The sequence below is a fragment of the Candidatus Defluviibacterium haderslevense genome, assembly GCA_016712225.1.
Taxonomy (GTDB): Bacteria; Bacteroidota; Bacteroidia; order Chitinophagales; family Saprospiraceae; genus Vicinibacter; species Vicinibacter haderslevensis.
Window position 1 is genome coordinate 3,845,040 of the sequence record JADJRL010000003.1, and the last position, 13,922, is coordinate 3,858,961.

A 13,922-nucleotide genomic window follows, 5' to 3' on the forward strand; every position below is an offset into this window, starting at 1 on the left:
TAGAATTTCAATAGATGGTTTCCAGTGTCATAAAATACAAGACATGATCTTTTCCAAAAAAATGATTGTAAATTAAAATGCGCTCTATTTTTTTCTTGAATTCTGCTTGAGAGTGGGTTTGATTTACCTGTAGAAAACCATATTTATCATCCAGAAAACCTTTTTTTAATATGCTGTGTCCAAACCAAATTCCAAAACCATCTGCGGTCTCAAATTCACCAGAGAGGGGTTTCCAACTTAAAACTGGAATTTTGTATTCCTCTTGTAATGTTGAAACATATTCTTTAAATCTGATGTCTCCATTATACCCACAAAGAATTAAGTCAGGTTTATGCGTTTGGATAAAAGTTAACAAATCTTTTGAAATGGTTGTAGTGGATGCTTTATTATCTGCTCCGAGTAATTCAAAGCAAACCTGATTGGTTGTCACATCTTTATTTGATGATAAAATCATGGATGTAGCGCCTTCACCTGCCGTAGTTCCATGAGAGGTTGATTTTAATAATTCACGATCTTCACAAGGGTCAGACTTCCAATATTCAAGTCTGCTCTTTATAAAATAATGATCGGGAGTGATTTCATCATAGACATTGATGAGAATATTTTGACTTTGATCTTCATTCAATAAAAGCATGGCGTCACTTATTGCAGAATAACATGACAATCCGCGATGAACAAACATATTGCAATAGGAACTTAATTGATACTGAACCCCGATGAGACCATTCAGGGCATTATAAGTTGCATTGATAAAATTCACTGGATTTAATAAACGTTCGTGGTCTTGAAATAAATTCATTAAGAATTTTTCAGTATCTGTTAAACTGCCTTTTCCTGTCCCACTAATGATGGCATCTGGCTTCAAAATATTGGCTCGTGATACTGCATCGATTGCTGTAACGAATGCCATTTTAATTATGCGATTTAATCTTCGGATATTACCAGCATTAACGTAGTCTTTATAATTTGGCTCTATGGCATGTTTTATAGCTGTAGAATTAAGAATTAACATATCCAATTCACTATTTGGAAATGAATTTTGAGCTGAGATACAAGAAATAGATTTAATGTAAGCTTTCATTAAGATTTGCTAAAAATTAATGTTGAATTGCTGCCACTAAATCCAAAAGAATTGCTCATAACATGTTCGATTTTTTTAGTAATAAGGTTTTGTATAGGTATAAAATCCACATCCTGCATGGGCGTTTTGAAGTTCAAAGTTGGAAACAGAGTTTGTAATTTGATACTCATTAATGAAATAACTGCTTCAATACTTCCCGCCGCTGCTAAAGTATGACCGGTATAAGGTTTTGTTGAACTCACCGGGACGTTATGAAATAAGTTATTAATTGCATTTGCTTCTGCCAAATCATTGTTTATTGTCGCTGTCCCGTGAGCATTTATGTAATGTATTTCTTTAGGTTGCAATTTAGCTTTTTCTAATGCTTTTTGCATAGCCATTTGGGCTCCAATTCCTTGTGGAGATGGTGCGGTAGCGTGATAAGATTCACTGATGTTTGCATAACCTTTAAGATAGCCATAAATTGTTGCATTCCGTTTTAGGGCAGCGAATTCTGATTCAAGAACAAGATATGCGGCTCCTTCTCCCAGGTTCAACCCATTGCGATTTTCATCGAATGGTGCACAAGGATTGGGGTCCATGTTTTTCAGAGAATTGAAACCATTAATTGTAAACTTTGAAAGTGCATCAGTTCCTCCACATATTGCCATTTCAGAAATTTCAAGTTCTATATTTCTTGCTCCCATAATAATAGCATTCGCAGAGGAAGAACATGCAGTGCTTAAAGTTGTAGCTAAACCAGGGAATTCAACTTCTTCTATGATTCTTTCTGTACAAATTGCACATTCCAAATTGAATTGATCGGTAGCTAATTTTGAAGTTTGATTGTGATCTATTAGATCTAAATACTGGTTTTCTACTTCACACAATCCACTAACGGTCGTTGCATTATAGAAGACTGCATTGTTGTTAAAGGTAGATATATTAGCATGTTGAATGCATTCATTAAAGGCAATAATTCCTAAAAGACTCGTGCGATCTAAATGTATTTGTTTTTTTATTTGGGCTAATTGGAATAATTCTTCATTGGTATAGGGTACTTCTCCAAATGGGAAAACATTTTGATATATAGTATCTATATACTGAGTTTGTCTTAATCCTGAATTAGAATTGATTAATGAATTTTCAGTAATTGCTTTATTATTTCCAATACTTGAAATTATACCATAACCGGTTATGGCAACACGAGGTATCATTTATTTATGCTTAATCAAATCAATATAATCTGCGATTGCATTTACAGAAATTAAAACTTTTCTAGCTTCTCTGGGATCTTCAAATTTGATTTCATATTTGCGTTCCAACATGACAACCAATTCTAATGAATCAATACTGTCTAATCCTAAGCCTTCTCCAAATAGAGCTTCATCATTTTTAATATCTTCAGGTGCAATATCTGGTAAATTTAATGCAGTAATAATATCTTGCTTTAATTGTGTTTTGAAAGTTTCGGTAGCCATTGAATTATTTTAAGAATTATGAAATATATTTTGATCTGAAAAAAAATGTAATTATTAAGCAAATTATTGAAAATCCCATTAATAAAATGACTTCTAACATAACATCACTCCAAGAGCCGTGGCGCAAAAATATATCATTAATGCCATTTAGTGACCATTGTAAGGGTGATAAATAGGACAACTTTTGTAAAAAGGGTGGCATCACTTCCACTGGTATCCAAATGCCCCCAATCGCGGACATTAATACGATGATAATTGCTCCAAAAGATAAAGCCTGGTTCTGGGTATGGAACAAATTGCCTATTAAAACAGCAAAAGAAGAGGCAGCAAAAGAAATTGCTACCAATAGCATCATGGTTGGGGCAAAAAAACCAAGTTGGAGTGAAGGTAAACCAAAATAGGGCATTAAGTATATGCCTACCCATAACATACTCGTAAATTGTAGGACATTCACTACCATGAATGCTGTGATTTTGCCAATCAACAAATGAGTATAATTGCCTGGAATAAGATGCATCCTTAATTTTATACCATTCTCACGTTCTTCAATCATGGACCCTGCAATTGGTATGAGGATAAAAAATATCGCAAAAATGCTCCATGCTGGAACATTATGTTGAACTGAATTGGAAATGGTCAAATTTTTACTAGAATTATCTTTTTCAAAAGTTGTAATACGAATGGCTTGCATAGCTTTCACATCTACGATATTAGAAGTAGTGTCTTCAGATTGAGTTAGATAATTTATCATCATCTGCATTTGACTTTGATTAATTATTTTTTCCAATGCATAGGTTAATGCTGATCTAAAGGACTGTTTTGTTGCCGGATCAAATAACAATTCAACATTTGCGCTATCGGGTATATTGGATAAATCTTCAGCTTCTATACTTACGCCAAGGCCTTCCATGATTTTTGTAGCAGATTTTGAAGCCATTTTTTTAATACTAAGACTTGCTTGTGTAGGAATGATTATTCCAATTTTATAAGATCCTGAATTGATTTGTTTTGATAGTTGTTCCTCAGTTAATGATTTTTGATGAAGTGAATCTACGATGATAAATTGTTTATTTGCAATTAATCCTTTTTTTATTTGATCACCAAGTAAGTCTTTGTCATGATCTAAAAATAAAACCTCAAATTTTAAATCCTGATAGTCCTTGAAGGGAGCATCTTGTAAAAGAGCCATTACCACAACCAATATTAACGGCATTAGAAATAAAAATAATAATCCAACCCGATCTCTAGAAAGTAAGATCCATTCTTTAATCATTGTAACAAAAATCCTCCTAATCAATATTTTATATTTTTGTCTGTACTTCAATCCCGTACTTGATGGCCGGTATAATGAATAAATAAATCATCTAATCTTGACGAATTACCAAGATCTGAAATCAACTGTTCAGGTTGACCCTGAATCACCATTCGGCCATGATCAATGATGCCAATATAGGAGCATAATTGTTGAGCTTCGTCGAGTAAATGTGAAGTGTATAATACCGTATTGCCTTGACGGGCATATGATTTTAAATAGTCAATAATCATGGATCTTGATTGGACATCTACACCAGAGGTTGGTTCGTCGAGAATTAATATTTTTGGATTATGTATTAGGGCAGCAATCAAATTAAGTCTTCTTTTCATTCCACCTGAAAAAGTATTAGTCAATTTTGCAGCATGTTGATGAAGTTCAAAACACTTAAGCAAATCATTAATTCTTTCGATAGCTTGATTTTTTTTAATATTATATAATGCTGCAAAATAATATAAATTTTCGAAGGCGGTCAATTTCGGGAATAAGGCATTTTGTTGTGGAACAAATCCTGTTTGCAATTTTATCTGATCCAATTGAGATAAGTTGTAGCCATTGATTATAATATCACCTGAATCCATATGGATCAATCCACATAACATGTTAATGGTTGTAGTTTTACCTGCTCCATTCGGTCCTAGGAGTCCAAAAATTTCCCCTTGTTGTATATCAAAAGAGATATGATCAACGGCATTTAGGGTTTGACCATTAAATCGTTTGCAAAGTTGATTGACATGAATTGCAGGAGTCACTTTAATTTAAATTTGAAAAGTTCATTGAATAATGTTAACTCCTGCTTTGAAATATCTTTTAGAAGAGCAGCTAATTCATTAAAAGTAGCAAGTTCTGTACTTCTTTGTTTACATATCTTGCCACTCTCATACGCAAAATTTCTCCATAAATCGCCAATTGCAGTTAATCGCTTTGAAGTGTCTGATAATTCAGTTCGATTCAAAATTTTAGATGCTTCTTGCAAAAAGGCAGCATACATAAATCGAAAACCTGCACCACCTGTTCCAATTTCTTCTTGCATTCTAATGATGTTGCCTAAATATTGGATTGTTTTTCTTTGATCATATTTATTTGGATATTGTATGAGTTTATTGGCCAAATATGAAATTCCTTTTGCTCCAAATATTGGGATGACAATTTTCGTCATCCATGAAGATGTTTGTTTAATACCTTTAAATATAGCAGATTCAATATTAATTTGAGAAGGTATTTTATTGATATAATAAATCTTACCATTAGGTTCTGGAACACCTTTTGCAAATCTTGCTAAAGTGAGGTCTTCTTTAGAAATTGTAGTGGTATAATCCATTACCGGATCACTAACCAAATACGAATTGCCTACTTTTCCAAAAACCACAATATTGTGCGCATTAAATCTAAACCTAAATGCTTGAGGTAAGTATGGTAAATAAAATACACTTGTAAGCATCCCAACTGGAATTTGTTGTTCTAATAGTTGATCAAGTGTGTCAAATGCATCTTTTTCAGTCCTAAAGCTTTTCATAGTATAACTAATATCAAGCCGACTCATGCATTTTTTAAAAATTTGTCCAGGCCAGACCCGATAGGTTGTAGCGGGAATACCGTTGACTTTTATGAATGGGATGTGGGCAAAAAACAAACCTGAACCAATGCCAAAGGTAAGAGGTTCTGAAACGTTTAAGCCATAATGATATAATAGATTGGATGTTACTCCACTTTCGCAATGTGCTGATTGATGATGGTGGAAGGGAATATTTATTTCATTCATTATGATAAACTTGCTTATTTAAAATTTTTAAGTTCATCAATCGTAATATTAAAAACTTTAGCATATTTGGCTAACATGGCTTGATCTAATGATTTAAAATGATCGGGTTTCAAATGTCTTTTTACTTGCCACTGCCATTTATTCAATGCAGATGCGAGGATATTAATATCCATCATGTTTTTGTTCATAAAATAAGCAATAGGACTTAATGCTCCGGTTTTAATTTTATTGTGAATATCTTCAAGTTCGCTGTTTATTTCTTGCCAAGCTTGTTTTAATGCAATGTTTTCCGGTTCCCAACCTTTACTTGTAACCTGAATATAATTTCCTTGATCATCGAGTGCATAATTTACCTTGCCGAATTTACCTTCAAGTAAATTTTCATCATCTTGTGGAACGTCATTTTTTTTCATTCAATTAAACAACTGTTAATGAAGCAAAAGCATATGAAAATCTTGCACTTTCAGGTACCATGATTAATATTTTTTCACCAATTTTAAGCTTATTGGTATTAAGTAATTCTTCAATCATTAAATACATTGAAGCGGAACCCACATTTCCAACTTGACTTAAATTTGTAAACCATTTTGAATTTGGAATATCAATTTGGTGTTCGGCTAGATTTTGTTTTATTTTATCTCTAAAAAATTCAGAGGAAAGATGTGGCAAGAAATAATGATAATCCTGGATATTGATTTGTCTTCTTTTTATTATTTCTTCTAAAAACTGTCCACCATATTTGACAATGTTCATGCCTAATAATCTAACATCTTGTTTAAGTGAAAAGACATGATCTTCATGCCAATTATTTGGATTTAAATCACTAAATCCAGTAAGTGAACCATCTGCATTTTTTGTTGCTCCGGCAAACATACATGTTTCCATTTCGTTAGCATATGATCGTATATCGATCCAATCAATTTTTAAATTAATTTTATTGGGTTCAGGTTTATTTTTTAGTAGAAAAGCTGAAGCTCCATCACTCAACATCCATCGCAGAAACTCTTTTTCAAAGGCCAGAATTGGATTGTTGTGTAATTCGTGATGTTTGTCATGTTCTGCTTGAAATTTTGAAAACAACATCCAGGTCGATAATTTTTCTGATCCGCAAGAAACTGCACAATTTATTTGCCCTGAAAGGATAGATAAATAAGCATATTTAAGAGCTTGAATCCCTGCACAACAAGCGCCGGTTACGGAATGGATTTCCATTGAGTTATGATTCAATTCACCATGGACCATGGCTGCATGGGAGGGGAGTAATTGATCAGGACTTGTGGTGCCAGCGGCTAATAATTCTACTTCGGCCCAGTCGTTGGTTTCTGTAAACAGATTTTTTATAGCTGCCGAGGAGAGTTGGGCATTGGTGTGAGTGCTTATTCCGTCTTTAGTTATTGCATAATATCTATTTATAATGCCATTGCTTCTTAATACAATAGGTCGAGCTTTAGAGGGTTTTCCTTCGATCATGCCAAGGTAAAGTTCCATTTGGTCATTACTTATCGGCAAATTTGGTAAAAATTTGGATGCTCTTGTTATATAGACGTTTTGGTTCACCAATTCTAAATTTTTTAAATATTTAAATTTTGCTAATCACATATTTTGTAATAATTTACAAAAATATAATTATTTAGCAGATACATGTTGAAAATATTTTATTTCAGTATTTAAACTTTTTTTATTGATTATAGAGACTATCTTAGCGATTAATGAACTGATAGGTGATAAGATAAACAGAATGATAATCAATAAGTACTTATAAAGTATAACTCTGGGTTTTCGTTGAATATCACCCATGTTTCCTTTTTGTTTGATAAAACGAGCAAAAAAATTGAAAGATTTATTACCCCTTTTTTCCAATAAAATGAGTGACGGTTTAATGTTTACACCATCATTTGCTATAATATCATTTTGTAAATGAGTGTAATTTGATGTTGTAACTGCACGATGGATGATGGATTGAAATCTTTTTAAGTTATTGAATTCATATTCTCTTATACCAGCTACAGGTAGCAGTCCAGAGGCTTCTTTTTGTCCCTTAAACATCCAACGCATAATGGTTAATACGGAAATTAAATTCGGAGATTTATCTTCCAATACTATGTTTCCTATTAATTGAGCATTGGAAGTAATTAGTAATTGTTTCATTTTTTCTTGTGCGTTGATCCACATATTGCGACATCCAATTAATGTTATCACTTTTTTGTTAATTAAAAACTTTTTTACTTCAGGGAGTTGAAGAAAAGAAGATACGGGTAGTGATGGTGATAAAAACCAAGGTTGATAAGCTATTATCACTATATCATAATGTTTATCCAATAGTGACGGCAAATTCAAAGTACAGGGCTCCATTAATACCGTTTCCGGCATACAATCAAAAAAAGCATAGCTATTCCATGGGAAGGGAAAGGGTTTCAGAGGTCTGATTTCTTCATATTCAATTTCAAATAAGTGATCTGAATCTTTAAATAATTCGGTAGCAATTCGTTTTGTTTGACCTGTTTGACTGTAATATATAATTAGGATTTTAGGTTTCATTTGGATTGACTATAATATTTGATTCGATCAACTAATAAACATCATTTGGTTGAGGAAACAAGTTCATATTCTATTTCATTTTCCTCCAAAAGTAGTTTCATTTTGCTAGAGGCTACCATTATGATTTTAAAATTTTTTGGAGTAAATTCTTCTCCATCATATAGTTGCCAACCTTCGGCCACTTCATCAAATAAAATCAAGACATCAGAGATTAAATCCGGATCATTTTCTTCATGTTCGATTAAGAGTTGATCAGGATGTTCGATAACTAGAATAACATTATCTTCAACGATCCATTCCAAATCTAATAAACAATCGTAGAGTGCGTCCATATTATCTCCAAAATATTCTGGTAATTCGAATATTTGTTTGAGTTGTTGATGGAGTGCTAAACTAGTGGGGCAGTCGGCACCATCCAAATGTGCATAGAAAGCATTTTTAGGTCTGATTTTCGGGATGTCATCTATGGAAGGAACGAGTATAAATCGTGGGTTCATATTTTGATTTTAATAAATGTTTTGTAATGGTCTTTAGTATAATAGGCGTTTAAGTTAGAGTCTGTAATGATTCTTTCAGCACCTCTGTTTTTATGAGAAGACTTAGGATGGATATCCCATTCTTTATAACTCAATATTTGTCCAGTAAAATCTTTAAGAGGCAATTTCTTTTCCCGATTATAAAATTTTCTTCCCCCAACATACCCATCAGGTGGTTTTTGGTATTTTAAAATATATTCTAAAGTGCTATATACTTCATCTGGAATGTTATTTGGGTTTTCTTCTGGTTGAATCTTTGAACTTAATGTATCCCTATGTGGTAAAGTCGTTATAATATTTTCTGATTTAATACCCTCTTTTCTTTCAAGAGAGGTTTTAAAAAAATATAACGTACTAGCCAAAAAGAATATTGAAACTATCCATTTTGAAAAATATAAATTTCGATTCATTGAAACTACAAATCAATTAAACAGTAATACCAAATTTACGACGAAACCAATTTCTTGTTTTATATCCTAAAATATACATTGTTGGAACAATTAATAATGTTAGGAATGTAGAAACGATTAGACCATAAATTATAGTCCAGGCTAATGGTCCCCAAAATGCAACATTGTCACCTCCTAAATAAAATTTCGGATCAAATTCTGAGAGTAAAGTGCCAAAATCCATGTTTACACCTATAGCCAGAGGAATCAAGCCCAGAATGGCAGAGATAGCGGTTAGAATCACGGGTGTCATACGAGTTGTACCGCCTTCTATTACAGCTTCTTCCACCGATAGACCGCGCTCTCTGAGCTCATCAATGAATTCAAGTAAAAGAATACCATTTCTTACAACAATACCTGCTAAAGCAAAAACACCAACACCCGTCATAACAACACTTAATGTCATTTTGAATAACCCAAAACCCATTGCTATGCCTATTAAAGAGAATAGAACCGTACTAAAAATTATGAATGGTTTTACAAAAGAGTTAAATTGAGTAACAAGTATTAGGAACATTAATGCTAACGCTGCTCCAAATGCCGTGCTTAAGAAATCCATGGTTTCCTTTTGTTGCTCCAATTCGCCTGTAAAAGAAACTTCATATCCTTCTGGAATATCCATCTGCTTAACCACTTCTTGAACAGAAGCAACTACACCATTGGGATTACTGCCTGGCACGACATCAGAAGATAATGTGATTAATCTTTTTTGATTTTTTCGATTGATGCTGCTTATTGAATTTCCATAACGAATGCTGGCTAAAGTTGAAATTGGTACTTGTTTAAACTGTCCAGATGCCATATCCATAAAGGAAATATTCATTTGAAGTAGTTTTTCGATTTGGTTTCGATCTACTTCTTTGAGTCTTAATTGAATTGGAGCATCATCGTTTTTATCTCTAAATTTTGAAACCTCTTTGCCGAATAGTGCTGTTCTTATTTCGGTTGCAATTTGGGCCAAACTAATGCCTTCGCGTTGAGCTTTCTCTTCATCTAAGTCAACAATTATTTCAGGTTTGCTAATTTGGAAGTCTGAACTTAAGCCATCTAAGCCAAAAATATTCTCTTCTTCTATTTTAGATTTTATTTGTTTGGATAATTTATCAAGTACATCAAAATCATCTCCAGAGATTTCCATATTAACTGGTTTTCCTACTGGTGGTCCACCATTTTCCTTTTCTATTTTTAATTCAGCGCCTGCGATTCCATCTTCAAATTCTGTTTTAATATCTTTTAAAACTTGTGCTGTTGACTTACCATTACGTTCAGCAAATCTTTTGAATGCTACAGTAACTTTACTCTTATGAGGAGTTGGAACACGATCTGGATTTTGAGGATCTCCCGCACCTAATCCCACATTTGTAATAACGGATGTTACAATTGGATTGTCTTTACCAATGACTTTGTATACACGATCTTCAATAACGCGTGTAATTGAATCGGTCATTGTTGCATCAGTACCCATTGGCATTTTACAATAGACAAAAGCAAAATTTGGTTCGCCATCTGGAAACGTTTCTATAGATGGATTAGTTGCTATATAAATTACCCAAGTGACAATTAATAACAAAAACACAGAAATAACAATAAAAATAGGTCTGTATCCTTTAATAAAGAAACGTAAGATTTTTTTATAAGCATTAATAACTCTCGGCCAAATTTTGGTTTGAAATAGGTGAATTAATTTTTCGAAAAGAAAATGATATAGTAGGATTAACACAATAGCTAAGATAGCAAAATTTCCTAGGCCGTTTCCAATTTTAAAGTACCCTAGAATTGCAAGACATATAAAAAATATAAAAATTTTAGTATAATCCTGAAGTTGTGATTTTTTGGTTTCATCATCCCGCTTCATAAAACTGACTGCAAAAACTGGATTCATAACAAAAGCAACAAACATTGAAGCACCCAAGGTAATAATAAGAGTAACAGGAAGATTGCTCATGAATTTACCTATAATTCCGGGCCAAAACAAAAGAGGTACAAATGGCATTAAAGATGTTAAAGTACCAGTTAAAACGGGAATAAATACTTCTCCAGCTGCATATTTAGCAGCTTGTTGAATGGTGAATTGTTTATATTTGTTGTAAATACGATGGGTATTCTCAATAACTACAATAGCGTCATCTACGATAATCCCAAGTGCTAATAACAAGGAAAACAATACGATAACGTTCATAGACATACCCAGAATAGGCATTATTAAAAAAGCGACTAAACAAGATAGTGGGACTGCTAATCCAACAAAAAAAGCATTTGTAAAACCCATGAAAAACATGAGAACAAATACAACAAAAATAAAACCTAGAATTACAGTATTTATTAAGTCGTGTAATTGGACCCTAGTGTTATCTGAGGTGTCGCCAGTTACTTTTATAGTTAATCCATCGGGAAATTTATTTTGTTTGAAATCTTCAATGATTTCATAAATTTTGTCAGTGGCATGGATTAGATTTTCACCACTTCGTTTCACAACATTTAATGTGACAACCGCTTTATTATCTAGTCGTGCAAAATCTTGTTTTTCTTTAAAGTCATCTTTGACTTCAGCAATATCTTTAATGTAAATCTGATTACCTAAGAATGATCTAACTATAATGTTTTCAATGTCTTTTGGATTCTGGAATTCACCCGTTATTCTAATATTTCTACGCAGATTTTGGATGTTTAATTCTCCACCTGAAATATTTAAATTTTGCCTTTGAATGGCACCTTCGATATCATTAAATGTAATTCCAATTGCATTCATTCGATATAAATCAACATTGACTTGAATTTCTCGATCAACACCTCCGACAATATCTACTCTGGTTATTTCTTTATTGGATTCAATTTTATCCTTGAGTTGTTCTGCAAAATTCTTTATGCGGTCTAGTGGAAAATCGCCTGCAATATTGATGTTCATTATGGGGAGCTCACTAAAATCAAATTCTTGAACTTGAGGATCTTGTTTTAAATCTGTAGGTAAATCTTTTTTTGCTTTATCAACGGCATCTGAAACTCTCTGTTTGCATAATTTAGGATCAATATCTGTATTGAATTCTGCAATAACCATTGAAAAATCGGAGATAGAATTACTGGTAACTTTTTTAACACCATTGATTGATTTTATTTGTTTTTCAATGGGTTTAGAAATTAAGTTTTCTATATCCTGTGGGGTTGCGCCTGGATAAATCGTTGCAACGGATACTGTAGGAATTACAATATCTGGAAATAATTCTTTGGGAGTCTTATTATATGCAACTAAACCAGCAATACAGATAATCGCGGTGAAAATATAAATTGCTGTTGAATTTTTGATACACCATGAAGTGAATCTTAATTCCTTAATATTTTTGAGATCCATAACTTTTTTTTGTAATCAATTGAGGAAAATAAACTTAATTCTGTATGGTCTGTCCATCTACAATTTCAGTATATCCTAAAGTAATATAATTGTCACCTGATTTTAATCCTTCTAATATCACCGTTTGGCCATTGTATTGTTGACCTGTTTTGATGATTTGTTTTCTGGCATACATAATACCATTTTTGTTTTCAACAACCAATATGTAATCTTCGCCATTAATACTTTTTTGAATAACATTTGACGGTACTACAATTACAGATTTTTGAATGCCATCATTAATTTTAAGTTTGACTATTTGATTGGTAATAAATTTTTCCTTTGCAGGAGGAAGTTTCGCTTCGACATTTATTGTGCGACTACTTGCATTAACGGTTTGACCTACATAACTTAATGCACTGGAGAGTTCTTTGTCTAAGTCAGGAAAGTACAATGAAACTTTATCTCCTTTTTTTACTTTACTCGCAAACTGATCACTTAGTCTAGCTTTAATCATTAAATTGGAATTATTAACCACACGGATCCCTGCAAAACCTGGAGATGCGATTTCACCAATTTTTACTTTGATTTCATCAACAATACCATTGACTGGTGACTTAATGTTAGTCATGGACAATTGACTTTGAAGTGTTTTTAATTTTTGTTCTAGTTGTTCTTTTTGATTTTTAGCTTGTAAAAATTGTGATTCACTTCCTATGTTTTGTTCCCATAGTGATTTTTGTTTATCAAACATGGTATTGGCCATGGCTATTGCTGTTTTTATTTCTTCAATACCTTGTTTCATAGTAGCACCATCCATTTGAGCTAATATTTGACCTGCAAGAACACGGTCACCTTCTTTCACATAAATTTTTGTTATCAGACCGGGCATTTGAGGTGCTGCTAAGACATTCTGAGCGGCATCAACAATGCCTTGAGTTTCAATGAAGTGTTTGAAATCTTGTTTTCTAGCTGAATCTATAGTTACTTTCTTTGCCTTGGAGGTTTTGACAAAACTAGTATCTGTTTTAGAAATTTCAATTTCTAATTGTTTAACTTGGGTATTGAGCTCTTGAATTTGAGCTTTAAGTTGTTGTAATTTTTCTTTTGGATCAACGGTGGTTTCTGGCTTTTTGCATGCTCCAACGATGGTTAATAAGATAAACAGGGTAATCGAAATAACATTTTTCATCAAGATGATTTTTTTGCTTTATAAAACCTTCAATTAACGCCTTAAAATTCAAATAGTTTTAGTTGTAAAACAAAATATCATTCTGAAATGAGTCAAAATACACCTAAAATTCCAAATTTTATATTTTAATATAATTGATTTCTTATCCAATTGGATGATTGGAATTATTAGGAAAAGAAACCTTTTGAAAGCAATTTAATATAAGCTATTGATAATGAGCTATTTGATTTATTTTAATATTTGTTAATTTTGTAATATAACATGCAG

At 32.6% G+C, this 13,922-nt stretch carries 13 protein-coding genes; all 13 read right to left on the reverse strand.

Annotation, left to right across the window (positions count from 1 at the left end):
* Window positions 1-7: 7 nt before the first annotated feature.
* Complete coding sequence (locus IPK88_15090) at window positions 8-1,081, reverse strand: beta-ketoacyl synthase chain length factor (protein ID MBK8244747.1); 1,074 nt, start codon at window positions 1,079-1,081, stop codon at window positions 8-10.
* Complete coding sequence (locus IPK88_15095) at window positions 1,081-2,277, reverse strand: beta-ketoacyl-[acyl-carrier-protein] synthase family protein (GenBank protein MBK8244748.1); 1,197 nt, start codon at window positions 2,275-2,277, stop codon at window positions 1,081-1,083. The genes IPK88_15090 and IPK88_15095 overlap by 1 nt, the downstream gene beginning before the upstream one ends.
* Window positions 2,278-2,541, reverse strand: coding sequence for an acyl carrier protein (locus tag IPK88_15100; GenBank protein ID MBK8244749.1), 264 nt, complete (start codon window positions 2,539-2,541; stop codon window positions 2,278-2,280).
* Window positions 2,542-2,557: 16 nt separating this feature from the next.
* The gene (locus tag IPK88_15105) at window positions 2,558-3,814 is read right to left on the reverse strand and encodes an ABC transporter permease (GenBank protein ID MBK8244750.1); all 1,257 of its coding nucleotides are present in this window, start codon (window positions 3,812-3,814) and stop codon (window positions 2,558-2,560) included.
* A 47-nt stretch (window positions 3,815-3,861) separates the two neighbouring features.
* Window positions 3,862-4,593: an ABC transporter ATP-binding protein gene (locus IPK88_15110; protein ID MBK8244751.1), complete on the reverse strand. Its 732-nt coding sequence runs from the start codon at window positions 4,591-4,593 to the stop codon at window positions 3,862-3,864.
* An 8-nt stretch (window positions 4,594-4,601) separates the two neighbouring features.
* Window positions 4,602-5,606, reverse strand: a complete 1,005-nt coding sequence (locus tag IPK88_15115) for a BtrH N-terminal domain-containing protein (protein MBK8244752.1) — start codon at window positions 5,604-5,606, stop codon at window positions 4,602-4,604.
* Between the two features lie 23 nt (window positions 5,607-5,629).
* Window positions 5,630-6,028 carry a hypothetical protein gene (locus IPK88_15120; GenBank protein MBK8244753.1) on the reverse strand — a complete coding sequence of 133 codons (399 nt, stop codon included), beginning with the start codon at window positions 6,026-6,028 and terminating at the stop codon, window positions 5,630-5,632.
* Window positions 6,029-6,032: 4 nt separating this feature from the next.
* Complete coding sequence (locus IPK88_15125) at window positions 6,033-7,172, reverse strand: beta-ketoacyl-ACP synthase III (protein ID MBK8244754.1); 1,140 nt, start codon at window positions 7,170-7,172, stop codon at window positions 6,033-6,035.
* Between the two features lie 69 nt (window positions 7,173-7,241).
* Window positions 7,242-8,153, reverse strand: coding sequence for a dialkylresorcinol condensing enzyme DarA (locus IPK88_15130; protein MBK8244755.1), 912 nt, complete (start codon window positions 8,151-8,153; stop codon window positions 7,242-7,244).
* A gap of 41 nt (window positions 8,154-8,194) precedes the next feature.
* Window positions 8,195-8,650 carry a barstar family protein gene (locus tag IPK88_15135; protein ID MBK8244756.1) on the reverse strand — a complete coding sequence of 152 codons (456 nt, stop codon included), beginning with the start codon at window positions 8,648-8,650 and terminating at the stop codon, window positions 8,195-8,197.
* Window positions 8,647-9,099, reverse strand: a complete 453-nt coding sequence (locus IPK88_15140) for a hypothetical protein (protein MBK8244757.1) — start codon at window positions 9,097-9,099, stop codon at window positions 8,647-8,649. The genes IPK88_15135 and IPK88_15140 overlap by 4 nt, the downstream gene beginning before the upstream one ends.
* Window positions 9,100-9,115: 16 nt before the next feature.
* Complete coding sequence (locus IPK88_15145; GenBank protein MBK8244758.1) at window positions 9,116-12,484, reverse strand: efflux RND transporter permease subunit; 3,369 nt, start codon at window positions 12,482-12,484, stop codon at window positions 9,116-9,118.
* Between the two features lie 34 nt (window positions 12,485-12,518).
* A complete protein-coding gene (locus IPK88_15150; GenBank protein MBK8244759.1) occupies window positions 12,519-13,655 on the reverse strand; it encodes an efflux RND transporter periplasmic adaptor subunit in 1,137 nt (378 codons plus the stop codon).
* Between the last annotated feature and the right edge of the window lie 267 nt (window positions 13,656-13,922).

What these genes read in the sequence shown, in the direction of transcription:
- IPK88_15090 (MBK8244747.1), bottom strand. Translation starts at nt 1,081, where the DNA reads ATGAAAGCTTACATTAAATCTATTTCTTGTATCTCAGCTCAAAATTCA.
- IPK88_15095 (MBK8244748.1), bottom strand. Translation starts at nt 2,277, where the DNA reads ATGATACCTCGTGTTGCCATAACCGGTTATGGTATAATTTCAAGTATT.
- IPK88_15100 (MBK8244749.1), bottom strand. Translation starts at nt 2,541, where the DNA reads ATGGCTACCGAAACTTTCAAAACACAATTAAAGCAAGATATTATTACT.
- IPK88_15105 (MBK8244750.1), bottom strand. Translation starts at nt 3,814, where the DNA reads ATGATTAAAGAATGGATCTTACTTTCTAGAGATCGGGTTGGATTATTA.
- IPK88_15120 (MBK8244753.1), bottom strand. Translation starts at nt 6,028, where the DNA reads ATGAAAAAAAATGACGTTCCACAAGATGATGAAAATTTACTTGAAGGT.
- IPK88_15130 (MBK8244755.1), bottom strand. Translation starts at nt 8,153, where the DNA reads ATGAAACCTAAAATCCTAATTATATATTACAGTCAAACAGGTCAAACA.
- IPK88_15135 (MBK8244756.1), bottom strand. Translation starts at nt 8,650, where the DNA reads ATGAACCCACGATTTATACTCGTTCCTTCCATAGATGACATCCCGAAA.
- IPK88_15140 (MBK8244757.1), bottom strand. Translation starts at nt 9,099, where the DNA reads ATGAATCGAAATTTATATTTTTCAAAATGGATAGTTTCAATATTCTTT.
- IPK88_15145 (MBK8244758.1), bottom strand. Translation starts at nt 12,484, where the DNA reads ATGGATCTCAAAAATATTAAGGAATTAAGATTCACTTCATGGTGTATC.
- IPK88_15150 (MBK8244759.1), bottom strand. Translation starts at nt 13,655, where the DNA reads ATGAAAAATGTTATTTCGATTACCCTGTTTATCTTATTAACCATCGTT.